Here is an 18,013-nt window from a genome sequence, read left to right as displayed (position 1 = left end):
CGAAAGTAGTTGGGGGCTTCCCCCTGTGAGGATAGGACGTTGCCAGGCACTTGACCGATCTGCAGATTGCAGGTCGGTCTTTTTGTGTAATCATTTTAGAGGAAAAGGAGTTTTTTCATGAAACACGAACTTCCTATTGTACATGCACTTCAACGCCATTTAGATCGAACGCCCATCTCATGGCATGTTCCTGGTCATAAGAATGGAACATTGACACCTCTTCCTGACTTCTTTAAATGGGACGTCACAGAATTACCTGGTCTAGATGATTTTCATCATCCGGAAGAGGCCATTGCAGACGCGATAGCTTTGCTGCAAAAAGTCTACGGTGCAAAAGCGAGTCATTTCCTTGTGAATGGTTCGACCGTTGGGAACTGGGCGATGCTTGCCGCTACAGCAACAAGAGGAGAGCGTGTTTATGTACAGCGTAATTCCCATAAATCGGTGTTCAATGCGTTAGAATGGCTGGGGATCGAACCGATCTTTCTTGAACCAGACATCCATGAGGAAACGGGAATCAGTGGACATGTTTCACGTGAAACATTAAAGGAAGCGTTTACGAAATACCCAGGAGGAGTCGGCGTGTTTATCACTTCACCGACCTATTACGGGGAAGCAGCTGATATCACGTCACTCGTTCAGCTCACAGCGTCGCACGGGCTCTCTTTATTAGTGGATGAAGCACATGGCGCACACTTCGGTGAAGCATTTGGTGTACGCTCTGCATTTGAATTAGGAGCAACTGCTGTTGTCCAGTCTGCCCATAAAACACTTCCAGCACTGACGATGGGAGCATGGATGCATGAGCGATTTTCAGAAAAGATGAGAAGGAAATTACAGCGAGCACTTCAAGCGTTTCAGACTTCGAGTCCTTCATATTTACTGCTAGCTTCATTAGACTACGCCCGTTCCTATCGTGAACAATGGACAGTTAAGGGTATGTCAGAGGTTCAAGCTAGTCATAATGCATTCATCGAAGCACTTCAACGGTTCGATCATATGACGGTTCTGCGATTCGATGATTGGTCACGGATGACATTAACGTATGAGGGATATTCAGGAGATGCGTTGCTGCACGCGTTACGAGCTGTTCAACTCGATGCAGAATTTGCTTTAGGAGATCACGTCGTCTGTATTTTGCCACTTCGTCCGCTCACAAAGTCTGAGCAGAATGACTGGGTCCACCGTGTCGAACGAGCCATTCAAATGATGAAATCAGAAGGAATTCCTTTGAAAAGGTATATCGAGCAACCAATTATGGGTAAAATACAGGTATCTGCTTTAGCTTGTTCTTATGAACAGTTAGAACAAGCAACAGGTACGTTCCGTCAGCTGGATGAGTGTATCGGTCATGTTTCACTCGAAACGATTATTCCGTACCCGCCAGGCATTCCGTTGATTGTCAGAGGCGAACGCATTACGGCGGAACAGGTACTACGTTTACGACATTATCAAACCGTAGCCGTTCATTTGCAAGGGGGCGAACAATTGCAACGAGGAGCGTTACGCGTCATAGAGGAAGGGTTTGAAGGATGAAAGGTACGTTCATTACTGTCGAAGGACCAGATGGTGCCGGTAAAACGACACAACTACAATTGCTTAGTGATGTGTTAAAAGAAAAAGGCTATAACGTCATGACGACCCGTGAGCCAGGTGGCACACGCGTTGGGAACGAAATTCGTTCGTTGATTTTGAATCCTGATTTTGAAGAGATGAAAGAGATGACAGAAATTCTGTTGTATGCAGCGTCTCGTGCCCAGCATGTCGAGGAATTGATTCGACCGGCGTTAGAGGCAGGCACAATTGTTTTATGTGACCGATTCGTTGATGCGTCACTTGCGTATCAAGGGTATGGTCTTGGACATCCGATTGATCTCGTGCTTCAAATCAATGATTCTGCAATAGGTGGGTTAGCGCCAGACCGAACGTATTTATTTGATTTAACGGTAACGGATTCTAAAAAACGAATGATGGACCGGGGAGCACTTGATCGAATCGAGCAACGAGATGATGCGTTTCGTGCCCGCGTCTATGATGGTTTTCAGCAGATTGCGGCGTCGGATCCGGAACGGGTGCAGATCGTACAAGCCAATCGATCGATTGAAGCGATTCATCAGGACTTAGTGGAAGATGTCATTACGTATTTAGAAGAAAAGGAGAGATTCTCATGAAAATGGTCATTACGATCGTTCAAGATAAAGATAGCTTACGTTTGGCGGAAGCACTTGTCGAGCATGATTTCCGAGCAACGAAACTAGCAACGACAGGTGGTTTTCTTAAAGAAGGGAACACGACGTTCATGATTGGTGTACAGAGTGAGCGTCTCGATGATTTGTTGCGATTGATCAAAAAGAACTGTTCAAGCCGCGAACAGATGGTTTCTCCAATCTCACCAATGGGTGGTCATGCCGATTCTTATATCCCGTACCCTGTTGAAGTCCAGGTAGGCGGGGCGACGGTCTTCGTCTTACCAATCGAAGGGTTTCATCAATTCTGATGCAGACGTTTCATGAATTGGAACAGACACAATCGGTCATTTCGACGATTCTTCAAAATTCGTTACGAAACGATCGAATCAATCACGCTTATATCTTCACCGGAGACTATGAGCCGCTTCTACTTGAAGCGGCTCACTTGTTCGCGAAAAGCCTTTTTTGTGAGGCCCCGGTTGATGTAGAGCCATGTGGTGTCTGTCGTAGCTGTCGGCGAATGGAAAGTGGCAATTTGGTCGATTATTATGAAATCGAACCAGATGGCGCGACCATCAAAAAAGAACAGATTCAACAATTGATGCATGATCTCTCACTCCGAGGACTCGAAGGCGATCGTCAGATTTATGTCATTACCCAGTCCCATAAGATGACTCCTCAGGCAGCAAACAGTTTACTGAAGTTCTTTGAGGAACCAGGAGAAGGAAAAGTGGCCTTATTGTTGACGAATCAACCCCAGCTCCTTTTACCGACGATTCGATCGCGGGGACAGTTATTAAGTTTTCGTCCGGCGGATCGTCAAATGATTGGCGAGGTTTTATCTGAAAAAACGGGACGGGACCACGAGTTGACGCAATTGGCAGCGCGTGTCTATCCAAAAGTCGAGGATGCAGAAGAAGCATTACTCGAAGACTGGTTTGTAAATGCGCGAGCGTCAGTGTTACAATTGATGGAGGAATTAGCGAATCGTCCGGCTGATTTACCACTGTTCGTACAAGAGAAATGGATGGGACAATTCAAGAACCGTCAGGATGTCCGAATCGGTCTTGAACTCGTCACCTGTTTCTTTGAGGATGTCTTACGTCTGAAACTGAATCCGGCGTGGGAAGGTATGACCTATACGAATAGTAAACCCCAACTTGAACAGATGGGGTCCAAGAGCCAGACGACGATCACCCGCTGGTTGCAAGCTGTGCTTGCCGCAGTAAGACGGGTCGAAGCGAATGTTAATCCCCAATTAACAGTTGAGCGTCTCATGTTTGACTTACAGAAAGGGTAGAGCGACATGCTAGAAGTAGTAGGCGTTCGCTTTAAAGAAGCGGGCAAAATTTATTATTTTGCACCTGGACAAGAGTCATTATCACGAGGACAAGCAGTCATCGTTGAGACGGTACGGGGCATTGAATATGGCGAAGTGGTCATCGCCGATAAACAAATGGACGAAGAAGATGTGGTGTTGCCACTGAAATCCATTCTTCGGATTGCTGACGATAAGGATGCAATGATCGTCCGCGAAAATAAAGTCGCAGCGCTTGATGCGCATGCGGTATGTGTCGAAAAAATCCGTGAACATAAACTCGATATGAAATTGGTCGATGTCGAGTACACGTTTGATCGCAATAAGGTCATCTTCTACTTCACGGCAGAAGGACGTGTTGATTTCCGTGAGCTCGTCAAAGATTTAGCGGCGGTCTTCCGGACGCGTATCGAACTCCGTCAAATCGGTGTTCGGGATGAAGCGAAGTTACTGGGAGGCATCGGTCCGTGTGGTCGTGTCTTATGTTGTTCATCTTTCCTCGGTGAGTTCGAACCGGTTTCGATCAAGATGGCAAAAGATCAAAACCTGTCGTTGAATCCGACGAAGATTTCAGGAGTATGTGGTCGTTTGATGTGCTGCCTGAAATACGAGAACGATACGTATGAAGAAATGCGCCGTGATTTGCCGGACTACGGAAAACGTTTGACAGTACCTGAAGGCGAAGGACGCGTCGTTGGTTTGAACATCCTCGATCAAGTCGTTCAAATCGAACTGAAGGATCGTTCCCGCGTCTTGACGTATTCAATGGAAGAACTATTATCCGTTGGTGCCGTAAAACCAAAACGACCAAAAGAATAACGGGGTGCATACGCGTGGAGAGAGTCGATAAAAAAGAAATCATTACGCGTGTCGATGCGATTGAGCAACAGATTCATTTGCTGACTGAGCATCTGAGCGTGTTAAAGGATCAGCTGGCTTACATGATGGAAGAGAACCAACATCTGTATCTGGAGAATCATCATCTTCGGGAAAAAGTCGAACGCGATGAACAACAGCCGGTCACGGAAGCGGAAGAAGCGGAAGCGGGCGTCGGTGCGGGCTACGATAATCTCGGACGATTGTACCAGGAAGGGTTCCACATCTGTAACTTGCATTATGGACAAGTAAGAAAAGACGGCGATTGTCTCTTTTGCTTATCCATGTTAACGAAACATTGAGAGGCTGACTTCTACATGAGTCAGTCTTTTTTTCGGAAAGGAAGGCACGACATGTTTGAACTATTACCAGACGAACGACTTGATTATCTCTTAGGACAGGAAGGGAAAATCATTCAAAGTCCATCCGTCTTCTCGTATTCACTCGACGCGGCACTGCTCGCACGATTTGCGTGGGTCCCGATTCAACAAGGACGGATTGCCGATCTCTGTTCAGGAAACGGTGCAATTCCACTCTTTTTATCTTACCGGACGAAAGGGCAGATCACGGGTCTTGAAATCCAGCCGCGACTAGCGGAGATGGCACGACGGAGCGTCACCTTGAATGAACTGAACGACCGGATTGAGATGATTGAAGGGGACGTCAAAGAGGCGGGTACGCGTCTTGGATACGGCATCTATGATGCTGTCACCTGTAATCCCCCTTATTTTTTAGCAAACGAGACATCGAACCAAAACCAAAGTGAACATTATACGATTGCAAGACATGAAGTCCTCTGTACACTCGAAGACTGTATTCGTGGTGCATCTGATTTGTTGAAACAAGGCGGGAAAGCAGCGTTCGTCCATCGACCGGAACGACTGCTTGATATCGTTACCTTGATGCGGGCGTATCGCTTGGAACCGAAACGGATGCAGCTGATTTATCCGAAAGCAGGGAAGGAAGCGAACATGCTGTTGATCGAGGGGATCAAGGATGCAAAACCTGGACTGAAGGTGCTCCCCCCATTCATCGTCTATGAGGCGGACAACTCGTATGCGGCTCAGATGAAGGAACTGTTCGATGTCTGAGCATGCAGTCTATATCGTTCGTTGCCAAGATGATACGTATTATACGGGTTACGCGGTAGACGTCACGCAACGCATCGCGACACATAACGCAGGTAAGGGTGCGAAGTATACACGTGCCCGTCTACCGGTCGTCCTCGTTCATCAGGAAGTTTTTGCGACGAAGTCAGAGGCAATGAAGCGGGAATATGCGATTAAACAATTAACCCGTTCACAAAAAGAACGGTTGATTCAAGGAGGAACCTCATGAAAGCGACGAGTAGCTATCAACAGCAAGGAGCCGGTCTCTATATCGTCCCGACACCAATCGGCAATTTAGAAGACATGACATATCGGGCAGTACGGATCTTACAGGAATCCGATATCGTCGCAGCAGAAGATACCCGGCAGACGATGAAACTGTTTCGGCACTTTTCGATTGAGACGAAGCTTGTCAGTTACCACGAACACAATAAACAAACGAGCGGAGAACGACTCCTCGCTGATTTAGAGGCAGGAAAACAAATCGCTCTCGTCTCCGATGCCGGCATGCCAGGTGTCTCGGACCCGGGAAGTGATTTGATTCGTCAAGTGATTGCAGCAGACATTCCTGTCATCGTTCTTCCGGGTGCAAACGCTGCGTTAACAGCTCTTGTCGCGTCTGGTCTTTCGACAGAACGCTTTTTGTATTACGGCTTTTTGCCACGGAAGAAAAAAGAGCGTCGCGAAGCGTTAGAGCAATTGAAATACGAAACAGGAACGCTCGTCTTTTATGAAGCACCGCATCGTTTGAAAGAGATGTTACAAGGGGTCGAGGAAGTACTTGGTGATCGTCACGTGACGTTAGCTCGGGAACTAACGAAACGGTATGAAGAATACATTCGGGGGAGCGTGAGTGAATTACGCGCTTGGGCAGCAGAAGACGTTCGGGGCGAGTTCGTCGTTCTTGTCGAAGGATCAAACGAAGAACGACCGGATGCTGTCATCCAAGACAGTGATCCGCTCGAGCAAATCCGCCGGTACATCGAAGAAGGCGAAAAGCCGAATGCGGCGTTGAAGCGTGTCGCAAAGGAACGGGGACTGGACCGTCAGGAACTGTACCTCGCGTTTCACGAAGCAGATTAAAAAAAGGAAGCCCCATCAGGAGCTTCCTTTTGTGTTTATTCGTTGCTTGCGTAGTGACGATCGAGGAAATCTTTTAATTCAACGAGAACGCGTTGTGCGCCATCTGGTGAAAGAATCAATTTACCATCAGCCAATTTGAAGTTATCTTCTGAAACTTCTCCTGTGACTTGGCAAGTCATGTTTGGTTTATATTTTTTAAGGATGATCTGTTCGTTATCGACATAGATCTCGAGGGCATCCTTTTCTGCGATTTGAAGTGTACGGCGTAATTCGATTGGAATTACGACACGACCGAGCTCGTCTACTTTACGTACAATACCTGTTGATTTCATTTTGTTGTTCCTCCTTTGATGTCATGGATCTCTTTTTCTTTTGAAAAATCGTCAAAATTCGACATCGTTTCTATAGAATGTAGAATACTAGACTTTCCAAAAGTAGTCAACCAATCTGAATAGCTTGAAATCAAAATGTCATTTATTTCTCAAAAAAACCATATTTGAAACGATTTATTAATGCATTTTCCCTTTTTAAAGGAAATGAAACTATAGAGTGTGTTTTTTTGTAATTTGATGTCTGATGTCAAAAAATGTTTCGATTCGACAAAAAGCGAGTTTCGACATCAGTCCCGTAACAGCGTATAATAGCCTATAATGAAGATGGAAATCAGAGAACGGAGGAATAACATGGCAAAGACATTTTATATCACGACCCCGATTTATTATCCAAGTGCAAAACTACATATCGGTCACGCGTACACGACGGTGGCTGGAGATGCGATGGCACGATACAAACGACTTCAAGGATTCGACGTCCGGTATTTGACAGGTAGCGATGAGCACGGTCAAAAGATCCAGGAAAAAGCAGCAGAAGCAGGGATCTCGGAACAGGCATTCGTCGACGGTGTCGTCGAGCAGATTAAAGTCTTATGGGATCGTCTCGACATCTCGTACGATGATTATATCCGGACGACAGAACCACGTCACAAGAAAGTCGTCGAAAAAGTGTTCGAAACACTTCTTGAATCAGGCGATATCTATTTAGGTGAATACGAAGGTTGGTATTCGATTCCGGATGAGACGTACTATACGGAATCACAACTCGTCGACGGGAAGAGCCCTGACAGTGGACACCCGGTCGAACTCGTACGTGAAGAATGTTACTTCTTCCGGATCAGCAAGTACGCGGACCGTTTACTTGAGTACTTTGAAGCGAATCCGTCATTCATCTTGCCAGAATCACGTAAACACGAAATGATCAATAACTTCATTAAACCAGGTCTTCAAGACTTAGCGGTCTCACGGACGACATTCAACTGGGGTGTACAAGTCCCGTCGAATCCGAAGCACGTCGTCTACGTCTGGATCGATGCGTTGACGAACTATATCTCGTCACTCGGTTATGGTACGGATGATCATGGTAACTTCGATAAGTACTGGCCAGCAGATGTTCATCTCGTCGGAAAAGAAATCGTTCGTTTCCACACGATTATCTGGCCGGCACTCTTGATGGCGCTTGACCTCCCATTACCGAAAAAAGTCTTCGCACATGGTTGGTTATTGATGAAAGACGGAAAAATGTCGAAATCAAAAGGAAACGTCGTCGATCCGATTCCGTTGACGGATCGTTACGGTCTCGATGCCCTTCGTTACTACCTCTTACGGGAAGTGCCATTCGGTTCGGACGGTATGTTCACACCTGAAGCATTCGTTGAGCGGATGAACTACGATTTAGCGAACGACCTCGGGAACTTACTCAACCGGACGATCGCGATGGTCACGAAATACTTTGACGGTGAGATCCCAGCCTATACAGGTAATGTGACACCGTTTGATGCGACACTGTCGGATCTTGCAAAAGAAACGGTCACGAAAGTCGAAGCATCGATGGAACACATGGAATTCTCTGTCGTGCTATCGAACATTTGGCAATTGATCAGCCGTGCCAATAAATACATTGATGAGACACAACCATGGGTGCTTGCAAAAGACGAATCCAAAACGGCGGAACTCGGTTCAGTCATGGTGCATCTCGTCGGTGTCTTACGTCACGTGGCGATCATGTTGCAACCGTTCATGACGCGTTCACCAAAAGAGATCTTCGCGCAACTTGGTCTCTCTGGACAAGCGATGGACTGGGCGGCGCTCGAGAAGTTCGCAGACATCACACCAGGAACAAAAGTTGGAACAGCGACACCGATTTTCCCACGTCTCGACGTCAAAGAAGAAGTCGAAGCAATCGTCGACATGATGCGTCAAGCTTCTGCAGCACGTGTTGAGGAAGAGGAAGTCGAAGAGGCGGATGAAGACGTCCGTCCGGAAACGACGATCGATGTTTTTGACCAAATCGAATTACGTGTCGGTGAAGTCGTGACGGCTGAGAAGATCAAGAAGGCGAAAAAACTATTGAAGCTACAAGTCGATATGGGGAATGAAACACGCCAAATCGTCTCAGGTATCGCTCAGTGGTATGAGCCGGAAGATTTAGTCGGACGCAAAGTCATCGTCGTGGCGAACTTAAAACCGGTCACGTTACGTGGCGAACTCTCACAAGGAATGGTCCTTGCTGCTGAGAAAGCAGGAAAACTTGAACTGGCGACGGTCCCGTCAACGATGGCGAACGGCGCAAGCGTAAAATAAAACCGATGCCTGTGGACTTCATGTCACAGGCATTTTTTTAAAGAAGGAGTCGAACAGCTATGTTAATCGATACACACACTCACTTGAATGCAGACCAATTTGCGGACGACGTCCACGAGACGATCGAGCGGGCACGCGCGAACGGCGTCTCACCGATGATCGTCGTCGGATTTGATCATAAGACGATTGATCGTGCGATGGAACTCGTCGAAGCGTACGATGATCTTTATGCGGTCATCGGGTGGCATCCCGTCGACTCGATCGATTTTGATGAGGAAGCCTATCAAAAGGTTGAACGATTGATGGATCACGAAAAAGTCGTTGCGCTTGGAGAAATTGGGCTCGACTATCACTGGGACACGTCACCGAAAGACGTGCAGCAAGAAGCCTTCCGCAAACAGATCCGGCTCGCGAAGCAGAAGAAGAAGCCGATCGTCATCCATAACCGGGAAGCGACAGAAGATACGTTGCGGATTCTTGAAGAAGAAGATGCAAAAGAAGTCGGGGGAATCTTGCATAGCTATAGCATGAGTGCTGAATTATTACCGCGTTGTCTAGCGATGAACTTCTACATTTCACTCGGAGGTCCCGTTACGTTCAAGAATGCGAAGATGCCGAAACGTGTTGCGCAGGAAGTCCCACTCGATCGTCTACTCGTTGAGACGGATTGTCCGTATCTGACACCGACACCGCACCGCGGAAAACGCAACGAACCGGCTTACGTCCGGTTCGTCGCTGAAGAGATTGCGCAGCTCCGTGGCATGATGTACGCTGACGTCGAAGCAGCGACGACTGAAAATGCAAAACGGGTCTTCCGCTTGCCATGATGCGTTCGTTGACGTTTATTACGATCGGGTGCAGCCTGCTACTTGCGGCTGCACTCGTCTATGGGATGATGGATCATCCACAAACCGTGACTGTCTTGATTGATGGCCAAGAACAGCAAATTGAAACGACAGCTGACTCTGTCTATGGAGCACTCGAAGAAGCTGGTATTACGGCGCGTGACAATGATGTGATTGAACCAGCACTCAGTGCCGACCTGCCGAAAAAACGACTAATCGTCATTCAGCGGGCAAAAGAAATCACGCTGATCATGGGATATGGTGAGTCTCGTCGTGTTCGAACGCAAGCACGCCAAGTGAAGGACTTACTTGCAGAACGTGGTATCAAAAAAGCGGATACGGATGATATTTATCCGTCCTCTGACGCTGTGTTGACGAACGGAATGACAGTTCGGTATCGGGAAGCTTTTCCCGTTGATCTTGTCGTCGGTGGAAAAGCCCGACAACTCTACACATATGAGACGTCAGTTCGGGAATTGTTAGCGCGAGAAGGGATCCGCTTGCAAAAAGAAGACCGGGTCGCTCCGGATCCCGACACCCGCGTGACGGAAGGTACGTTGATTACCGTCAACACGACACGTCGTGCGACGTTGACGCAAGAACAGCTCGTTCCGTTTGAAATTGAAGAAGTCGAGGATCCGACCTTACCGGAAGGCGAGCAACTCGTGACGGCATCTGGTCGTCCAGGTGTCCGAACGAAAAAGTATCAATTGACATTAGCTGACGGTCTTAGCAAAGAGAAGAAACTGATTGATGACCAAGTGACACGGACACCGATCAAACAAGTCGTCAAGGTCGGAACAAAACCAATCGAGACGCCTACTGAAGCACCCGTCTTTAACGAAGAGCAGGCGACGAATCCACTAACGGAAACACCGAAAGCCGATGCGGACCTTGATTTTTCGAGTGCGAAGAGTTTGATGGTCGAAGCGACGGCGTATACGAACGACCCAGCTTCGAACGGCAGTCGTTTGTACAACGGACGTGCCTTGACAGCGACCGGGTATGACGTGACGGATACGATCACTTATCAAGGGATGCCGATCATCGCGGTTGATCCGAAAGTCATTCCGCTTGGAACGAAGGTCTACGTCGAAGGAGTGGGTCTTGCGATCGCCCTCGATACAGGTGGAGCCATCAAAGGAAATAAGATCGATGTCTTGGTCGACGGAGAACAAAAAGCGAAGACGTTCGGTCGAAAACAACTGCAAGTCTGGGTCATTCCTAGTGCAACGGAAGCGGACACGTGACGCTTCCTTGTTTTTTTCGTGGAAACAGGTACAATTACGAGAGTGTTTGAAGAAGGTGGAGAGATCATGCGGAAACGCTTAAAAGAAGTCATCGTCGTCGAAGGACGGGATGATACGACACGATTACAAGAAGTCTTTGATGTCGATACAATTGAAACGAACGGTTCAGCCGTTAATGAACAAACGATGCAACGCATCGAGAAGGCACTGGAACGACGCGGTGTCATCATCTTCACGGACCCTGATTTTCCAGGAGATCGTATCCGTGCCCGAATCAATGAACGCGTACCAGGCTGTAAACACGCCTATCTTCCTCGTGCCCAAGCAAAAGATAAGCGAGGGAAAATTGGTGTGGAGCATGCCTCACCTGCCGCAATCGAAGAGGCGCTCGCTGCTGTCTATGAGACGGAAGAAGCACCGGTTGCCGAAGTGACACGTGAGATGATTCTAGCAGCCGATTTGATTGGTGGACCAGCAGCCTCGATCCGTCGTCGTCGTCTCGGTCAGATTCTTGCGATTGGTGAACCGAATGCAAAACAACTCGTCAAACGCGTCGCATCGATCCGAATCACGCGGGCGGAATGGGAAGCGGCATTGAAACAATTAGAGGAGGAAGAAGTTTGAAAGACATTGCTACATTGCACCGGACGAAAGAAATTTTAGCGAAACATGGTTTTTCGTTTAAAAAATCGTTGGGACAAAACTTTTTAATCGATTTAAACGTATTAGGAAACATCGTCGGGGCAGCTGGATTAACGCCTGAAAGCGGCGTACTCGAGATCGGACCAGGAATCGGCTCATTGACGGAACAATCGGCGAAACAGGCGAAAAAAGTCGTCGCTCTTGAAATCGATCAGCGGTTGCTACCGATTCTTGACGATACACTTTCACCGTATCCTCATACGAAGGTCATTCACGGCGATGCTCTTGAACTTGATCTTTCGACGATCGTCGCAGAAGAGTTCACGCAAGAAGGCATCACTGACATTGCCGTCGTCGCGAACCTCCCGTATTACGTCACGACACCGATCATCATGCGGATTCTCGAAGCGAAAGCACCGTTTCGGACGCTCGTCATGATGATTCAAAAGGAAGTCGCTGAACGAATCGGTGCAAAACCGGGCACGAAAGCATACGGTTCTCTATCGATCGCGATTCAGTATTATGCGGAAGCTGAAGTCTGCTTCACGGTTCCAAAACAAGTCTTCATTCCGGCACCAAATGTCGATTCAGCAGTCATCCGTTTGAACATTCGAAAAGAGCCGGCGGTACAGACACAGGATGAGGCATTATTCTTCGAAATCGTCCGAGCAAGTTTTGCACAACGCCGGAAAACGATTTTGAACAACTTGACGACACACTTCGGGAAGACGGAAAAGGCGGCGGTCGAAGCGGCATTGTTGGAAGCTGGAATCGAACCACGTCGTCGCGGAGAAACGCTCAGCCTGCAGGAATTCGCACAGTTAGCGGATGCACTTTTGCCAATTAAAAAACGTTGACGGATACGATTAGAACAGATATAATATTTCCCCTTTCTAATATTTATTTAATATGCTATAATAAATATTAGTGAGGTGAAGCGTATGCCAAAGACGTTGAACGAAATCAGACATGTTTTCGAAACACATGTTGGTGAAAGACTGACGCTAAAAGCAAGCGGCGGTCGTAAAAAGGTCGTAACCCGAATCGGAACGCTCGTTGAGACGTATCCTTCGGTGTTTGTAGTCAAGCTAGACGCAGAGCGCCACAATGTCGAGCGAGTTTCTTATAGCTACGCCGACGTGCTAACAGACTCCGTACAAATCGAATTTGCGAATTCGTAAACTTACCTTCCGAAGCGGACAAAATGTTCGCTTCTTTTTTTGTGGAAAGGTTGATACAATTCCTACAGGAAACGAACTAGAGGAGGAACGGCACGATGACGATTATTGTAAAGGCTCCGGCCAAGATCAACCTAGTCCTGGATGCGACGGCAAAGCGCCCGGACGGCTATCACGATGTACATATGGTGATGACGACAGTCGATTTGGCAGACCGTCTAGAATTGACGGAGCTGCCGTCAGGAGAAATTCGAATGAATGCCCAGCATGCTTACGTTCCGAACGACGAACGTAATCTTGCGTATAAAGCAGCAGCGATCTTAAAAGAAAAATACGACGTCAAGACAGGGGTCGAAATCTTCTTAGAAAAACACATCCCGGTCGCAGCGGGACTTGCAGGTGGTTCTAGTGACGCAGCAGCGACATTACGTGGTTTGAACGAGTTATGGCAACTTGGCTTGACGCTGGAAGAGTTGGCGGAAGTCGGGGCAGCGGTTGGCTCTGACGTCCCATTTTGTGTCATGGGAGGAACGGCGATTGCAACGGGTCGCGGAGAGAAGCTAGAAAAACTTGTCTCACCACCCCCATGCTGGGTCGTTCTTGCTAAACCGACGATTGGTGTCTCGACGGCTGACGTCTATGGTGCTCTTGACTTGAACACGGCAAAACGTCCGAACGTCGAAGCGATGATCGATGCGGTGAAGGCGCAAGATTTCCAAGGCATTTGCCAGTCACTCGGTAATGTTCTCGAATCGGTCACGTTGCCGATGCACCCGGAAGTCGAGCAGATCAAGGAATTCATGGCGAGTTGTGGCGCAGAAGGCGTCTTGATGAGCGGAAGTGGTCCGACGGTCTTTGCGTTGACGGAACACGAGAATCGGGCACAACGTCTCTATAATGGATTACGCGGCTTTTGTAACGAAGTCTACGTCGTTCGTCTTTTAGGCGAAAACCATTGATAATATCCGTATGAAAATGATATATTCACTATTGAATATTCGGAATTACGGAGAGGTGGAACAAAACAAATGAAAATTCGGAGAAGTGGTCGATTGGTCGACATGACGCGGTACTTGCTTGACCATCCCCATCATCTCGTCTCATTGACGATTTTTGCAGAACGCTATAAATCGGCGAAATCGTCGATCAGTGAGGATTTAGATATCGTCAGCGAGATGTTAGAGCATGAGGGAACGGGTCGTCTCGTCACGGTACCAGGTGCTGCGGGTGGCGTCATGTTCATCCCAACGTGGAGCAGTAAGAAGGCGTTACCGTTCATCGACGATCTATGTGAACGTGTCGCACGTCCAGATCGACTGTTGCCAGGGGGATACCTTTATTTGACGGACTTACTCGGGGATCCGAAGATGGTCAAACAAATGGGGCAAGTGTTTGCATCTGTCTTTAGCCAAAAGAAAGTCGATGTCGTCATGACAATCGCGACGAAAGGGATTCCACTTGCTTATGCGGTCGCTGAGCAACTTGGTGTGCCGTTCGTCATCGTGCGTTCGGATAGTCGCGTGACAGAAGGTTCAACGGTCAGTATCAACTATGTCTCAGGGTCTTCAAAAGCGATTCGGACGATGGCACTTGCGCGTCGGAGTTTACCACGCGGGGCGAACGTCTTATTGATCGATGACTTCATGAAAGCCGGCGGAACGATTCGCGGAATGATGAGTCTCTTGAGCGAGTTCGAAGCAAAGGTCGCAGGTGTGGGTGTCTTGATCGAGGCAGAGGGTGCCGAGAAGAAGATGGTCAACGAATACGTCAGCTTAATGAAATTAGCGGACGTCGACGTCGATCTTGGTCAAATTCAAGTCAAGCGTGGAAACGTCGATCACTATTTCTCGGAAGCAGAGACTACCTGAAATTGACAGCTGCATGGATTGTAACTATACTGTAATTATCAAACTTTTGGAAATTATGCGTAAAAAGATTGGGAAAGACTAAACCTTTGTTTGTTTTAAGCCGTAAGTAGAAGTAGACAACGAAGAGTTGTGACAACGGTTAAAGGGGTGCGGACAAAATGAACGTTACGGACGTTAAAATTCGTCGCGTCGTGGCAGAGGGTCGAATGAAAGCACTTGCCTCTATTACGCTCGACCACGAATTCGTGGTACATGATTTGCGTGTGATCGAAGGGAACAGTGGTCTCTTCGTCGCCATGCCAAGCAAACGAACGCAAGAAGGTATCTTCCGGGATGTCGCTCATCCAATCAATGCATTAATGCGAAAAAAGGTCGAAGATTCAGTACTCGAAGCCTATGCGGCACGTGAGGATCAAGAAGAAGGCCTCGGTTACGAAGTCTCTTCTGCCCAAACGACAGATCAAGCATAAGAAAAAGACAGGTTTTCTCTTCTTGGGAAAACCTGTCTTTTTTCTCGTTTTTTCCTCGATTCCGCTTCGTCCCATCATTGAATAACGATGCCATTTTCGTTATAGTTGGAACGAGTGTACTATTTCAGAACGAAATCAACACTAATTTACGTGGAGGAGCGACAAGGATGAATCATTTCGCGGTAATTCTAGCAGCGGGTAAAGGAACTCGGATGAAATCGAAGCTTTACAAAGTACTTCACCCAGTCGCTGGGAAACCTATGGTACAGCACGTCGTCGATCAATTAGCGACGCTCGGCGTCAAGCGACAGGTCGTCATCGTCGGTCACGGTGCGGAATCCGTCAAAGAAGTGCTTGGCACATCGGTGGAATACGCACTTCAAAGTGAGCAGCTTGGCACAGGTCATGCTGTTCAAATGGCAGAACCCGTACTCGGGAACGAACAGGGAGCAACACTCGTCGTCTGTGGCGATACACCACTCTTGACGAGCGAGACACTGTCTTCATTGTTACAACATCATACGGATACGAACGCAAAAGTGACTGTCTTGACGGCACTCGCTGACGATCCGACAGGTTACGGACGAATCGTGCGTGGCGAAGATGGAAACGTCTCGAAAATCGTCGAGCACAAGGATGCGAATGCAGAAGAGCTTGCACTTCGGGAAATCAATACCGGTACGTATGTATTTGATAACGAGATGTTGTTCGCAACGCTGAAGCAGGTCAAGAACGATAACGCGCAAGGTGAGTATTACTTACCAGACGTGATTGAGATTGCTAAAGCAGCAGGCGAAACGATCGCAGCGTATGCGGCACCTACGTTCGAAGAGACAATCGGTGTCAACGATCGCGTCGCACTTGCGCAAGCGGAAACATCGATGCGTAAGCGGACGAACGAGTACTGGATGCGTCAGGGTGTCACATTCGTTGATCCGTCTTCGACGTATATCGGACCGGACGTCACGATCGGTTCAGATACTGTTCTTTATCCGGGAACGCAATTACTCGGTCGCACGGTCATTGGTTCAGAATGTACGATTGGTCCGAACTCGGATATCCGCAATAGTGAAGTGGCAGATGGTGCCATTGTTCGTCAATCCGTCGTCACGGATAGCAAGATTGGTCCGGCGGCACAAGTCGGTCCATTCGCGCATTTACGTCAGCAAGCGGTTCTCGGTGCGAACACACGCGTCGGAAACTTTGTTGAGATCAAGAAATCAACATTTGGCGAAGGTAGCAAATCAGCACACCTGAGCTATGTCGGAGATGCGACGATCGGAGAGAACGTCAACCTCGGTTGTGGATCAATCACGGTCAACTACGATGGAAAAAATAAATTCCAGACGATCATTGAGGACGATGCTTTCATCGGCTGTAACGTCAACTTGATTGCACCGGTCACGGTCGGCAAGAATGCCCTTGTTGCTGCCGGATCAACCGTCACGGATGATGTGCCGGAAAACGGTCTCGCGATCGCACGGGAACGTCAAACGACGAAACCCGATTATCGTTAATTCATTAATTGTCGCTCTACTCGTCTAAACCCAAACAAATGGAGGCCACCTACACATGTCTACTGTCTTAGAACATGAAATTCGTATTTTCGCACTCAACTCGAACAAACCACTGGCAGAGGAAATCGCTAAAGTCATCGGAATCCCGGTGAGCGAAAGTTCAGTCAAACACTTCAGTGATGGCGAAATTTCGATGAACATCGAAGAAAGTGTCCGAGGGGATGATATTTACATCATTCAATCGACAAGCCAACCAGTCAACGAAAACCTGATGGAACTTCTCATCATGATCGATGCACTGAAACGGGCGTCTGCACGGACAATCAACGTCGTCATTCCATATTACGGTTATGCGCGTCAAGACCGCAAAGCACGTTCACGTGAGCCAATCACGGCGAAACTCGTTGCGAACTTGCTTGAAGTAGCAGGGGCGACACGCGTCGTGACGATGGATCTCCATGCAGCACAAATCCAAGGGTTCTTCGATATTCCAGTAGATCAATTGATGGGTGTACCGCTTCTCGCTTCATACTTCGAGAAAAAGAACATCGATCCAAACGAACTCGTCATTGTTTCTCCAGACCATGGCGGTGTCACACGGGCACGTAAATTAGCAGAACAATTAAAAGCACCGATCGCGATCATCGACAAACGCCGTCCGAAACCGAACGTCGCAGAAGTCATGAACATCGTCGGTCAAGTCGATGGCAAGATTGCCATCATTATCGATGACATCATCGATACAGCGGGTACGATCACACTTGCAGCGAACGCTTTGATCGAAAACGGAGCGAAACAAGTCTATGCATGTTGTACACACCCTGTTCTTTCGGGTCCAGCAATGGAACGGATTGAGAACTCAGCGATCGAAGAACTCGTCGTCTTGAACACGATCGACTTGACACAACGCGAATGTGCAAGCAAAATCAAACAAATCTCTGTGGCACGCTTGCTTGCAGAAGCAATCATCCGTGTACACGAACAGAAATCAATCAGCCCGCTCTTCAGCTGATTGCTTGATGCATACGAACG

The 18,013-nt window shown here is 48.0% G+C and carries 21 protein-coding genes; 20 read left to right on the top strand and 1 reads right to left on the bottom strand.

All coding sequences use genetic code 11. The features are described 5' to 3' along the window. Positions 1 to 117: 117 nt before the first annotated feature. The 9 genes from KNQ06_RS16720 to rsmI are packed head-to-tail and all read left to right on the top strand — an operon-like array spanning position 118 to position 6,575. The gene (locus KNQ06_RS16720; RefSeq protein WP_215085676.1) at positions 118 to 1,536 is read left to right on the top strand and encodes an aminotransferase class I/II-fold pyridoxal phosphate-dependent enzyme; all 1,419 of its coding nucleotides are present in this window, start codon (positions 118 to 120) and stop codon (positions 1,534 to 1,536) included. After that, on the top strand, positions 1,533 to 2,171 hold the full coding sequence (gene tmk, locus KNQ06_RS16715) for a dTMP kinase (protein WP_215148955.1): 639 nt from the start codon (positions 1,533 to 1,535) through the stop codon (positions 2,169 to 2,171). The genes KNQ06_RS16720 and tmk overlap by 4 nt, the downstream gene beginning before the upstream one ends. Continuing rightward, entirely contained in the window at positions 2,168 to 2,497 is a 330-nt protein-coding gene (locus KNQ06_RS16710) for a cyclic-di-AMP receptor (RefSeq protein ID WP_023466519.1), read from the top strand. The genes tmk and KNQ06_RS16710 overlap by 4 nt, the downstream gene beginning before the upstream one ends. After that, positions 2,497 to 3,489: a DNA polymerase gene (locus KNQ06_RS16705; RefSeq protein ID WP_050677360.1), complete on the top strand. Its 993-nt coding sequence runs from the start codon at positions 2,497 to 2,499 to the stop codon at positions 3,487 to 3,489. The genes KNQ06_RS16710 and KNQ06_RS16705 overlap by 1 nt, the downstream gene beginning before the upstream one ends. Before the next feature lie 6 nt (positions 3,490 to 3,495). After that, on the top strand, positions 3,496 to 4,326 hold the full coding sequence (locus tag KNQ06_RS16700) for a PSP1 domain-containing protein (protein ID WP_029343044.1): 831 nt from the start codon (positions 3,496 to 3,498) through the stop codon (positions 4,324 to 4,326). A gap of 8 nt (positions 4,327 to 4,334) precedes the next feature. Then, entirely contained in the window at positions 4,335 to 4,685 is a 351-nt protein-coding gene (gene yabA / locus KNQ06_RS16695; protein ID WP_119182633.1) for a DNA replication initiation control protein YabA, read from the top strand. Between the two features lie 51 nt (positions 4,686 to 4,736). Next, the gene (locus KNQ06_RS16690; RefSeq protein ID WP_195866261.1) at positions 4,737 to 5,474 is read left to right on the top strand and encodes a tRNA1(Val) (adenine(37)-N6)-methyltransferase; all 738 of its coding nucleotides are present in this window, start codon (positions 4,737 to 4,739) and stop codon (positions 5,472 to 5,474) included. Further along, complete coding sequence (locus tag KNQ06_RS16685) at positions 5,467 to 5,721, top strand: GIY-YIG nuclease family protein (RefSeq protein WP_023466528.1); 255 nt, start codon at positions 5,467 to 5,469, stop codon at positions 5,719 to 5,721. The genes KNQ06_RS16690 and KNQ06_RS16685 overlap by 8 nt, the downstream gene beginning before the upstream one ends. Further along, on the top strand, positions 5,718 to 6,575 hold the full coding sequence (rsmI, locus tag KNQ06_RS16680; protein ID WP_215085678.1) for a 16S rRNA (cytidine(1402)-2'-O)-methyltransferase: 858 nt from the start codon (positions 5,718 to 5,720) through the stop codon (positions 6,573 to 6,575). The genes KNQ06_RS16685 and rsmI overlap by 4 nt, the downstream gene beginning before the upstream one ends. A gap of 35 nt (positions 6,576 to 6,610) precedes the next feature. Here the strand turns inward: rsmI and KNQ06_RS16675 are convergent, their stop codons facing one another. After that, complete coding sequence (locus KNQ06_RS16675) at positions 6,611 to 6,907, bottom strand: transition state genes transcriptional regulator AbrB (RefSeq protein ID WP_023466531.1); 297 nt, start codon at positions 6,905 to 6,907, stop codon at positions 6,611 to 6,613. A gap of 324 nt (positions 6,908 to 7,231) precedes the next feature. Here KNQ06_RS16675 and metG point away from each other — a divergent pair, with 324 nt between their 5' ends. From metG to KNQ06_RS16620, 11 genes are all read left to right on the top strand, one after another. Then, positions 7,232 to 9,211 carry a methionine--tRNA ligase gene (metG, locus tag KNQ06_RS16670; RefSeq protein WP_256375370.1) on the top strand — a complete coding sequence of 660 codons (1,980 nt, stop codon included), beginning with the start codon at positions 7,232 to 7,234 and terminating at the stop codon, positions 9,209 to 9,211. 59 nt (positions 9,212 to 9,270) lie between these two features. Beyond that, positions 9,271 to 10,038 carry a TatD family hydrolase gene (locus KNQ06_RS16665; protein ID WP_023466535.1) on the top strand — a complete coding sequence of 256 codons (768 nt, stop codon included), beginning with the start codon at positions 9,271 to 9,273 and terminating at the stop codon, positions 10,036 to 10,038. Continuing rightward, positions 10,035 to 11,306 (top strand): 3D domain-containing protein, encoded by a 1,272-nt coding sequence (locus tag KNQ06_RS17120; protein WP_149426593.1) that lies wholly within the window; start codon positions 10,035 to 10,037, stop codon positions 11,304 to 11,306. Before KNQ06_RS16665 ends, KNQ06_RS17120 begins: the two co-directional genes overlap by 4 nt. Positions 11,307 to 11,372: 66 nt before the next feature. Further along, complete coding sequence (rnmV, locus tag KNQ06_RS16655; protein WP_023466539.1) at positions 11,373 to 11,930, top strand: ribonuclease M5; 558 nt, start codon at positions 11,373 to 11,375, stop codon at positions 11,928 to 11,930. Further along, positions 11,927 to 12,805, top strand: coding sequence for a 16S rRNA (adenine(1518)-N(6)/adenine(1519)-N(6))-dimethyltransferase RsmA (gene rsmA, locus KNQ06_RS16650; protein WP_023466540.1), 879 nt, complete (start codon positions 11,927 to 11,929; stop codon positions 12,803 to 12,805). Before rnmV ends, rsmA begins: the two co-directional genes overlap by 4 nt. A gap of 84 nt (positions 12,806 to 12,889) precedes the next feature. Then, positions 12,890 to 13,129 (top strand): Veg family protein, encoded by a 240-nt coding sequence (locus tag KNQ06_RS16645; protein ID WP_012368950.1) that lies wholly within the window; start codon positions 12,890 to 12,892, stop codon positions 13,127 to 13,129. 95 nt (positions 13,130 to 13,224) lie between these two features. Then, entirely contained in the window at positions 13,225 to 14,085 is an 861-nt protein-coding gene (gene ispE, locus KNQ06_RS16640; protein ID WP_023466542.1) for a 4-(cytidine 5'-diphospho)-2-C-methyl-D-erythritol kinase, read from the top strand. A gap of 69 nt (positions 14,086 to 14,154) precedes the next feature. Further along, entirely contained in the window at positions 14,155 to 14,994 is an 840-nt protein-coding gene (purR, locus tag KNQ06_RS16635; protein ID WP_023466544.1) for a pur operon repressor, read from the top strand. A 158-nt stretch (positions 14,995 to 15,152) separates the two neighbouring features. Further along, complete coding sequence (gene spoVG / locus KNQ06_RS16630; RefSeq protein WP_064301046.1) at positions 15,153 to 15,464, top strand: septation regulator SpoVG; 312 nt, start codon at positions 15,153 to 15,155, stop codon at positions 15,462 to 15,464. A 167-nt stretch (positions 15,465 to 15,631) separates the two neighbouring features. Next, positions 15,632 to 16,981: a bifunctional UDP-N-acetylglucosamine diphosphorylase/glucosamine-1-phosphate N-acetyltransferase GlmU gene (glmU, locus tag KNQ06_RS16625; RefSeq protein ID WP_047392689.1), complete on the top strand. Its 1,350-nt coding sequence runs from the start codon at positions 15,632 to 15,634 to the stop codon at positions 16,979 to 16,981. Positions 16,982 to 17,036: 55 nt separating this feature from the next. Continuing rightward, positions 17,037 to 17,993 carry a ribose-phosphate diphosphokinase gene (locus KNQ06_RS16620; RefSeq protein WP_012368955.1) on the top strand — a complete coding sequence of 319 codons (957 nt, stop codon included), beginning with the start codon at positions 17,037 to 17,039 and terminating at the stop codon, positions 17,991 to 17,993. The last annotated feature ends 20 nt before the right edge of the window (positions 17,994 to 18,013 follow it).

The sequence above is a fragment of the Exiguobacterium sp. s91 genome, from assembly GCF_018618915.1.
Taxonomy (GTDB): domain Bacteria; phylum Bacillota; class Bacilli; order Exiguobacteriales; family Exiguobacteriaceae; genus Exiguobacterium_A; species Exiguobacterium_A abrahamii.
This window is presented reverse-complemented; position numbering and strand designations above follow the sequence as displayed.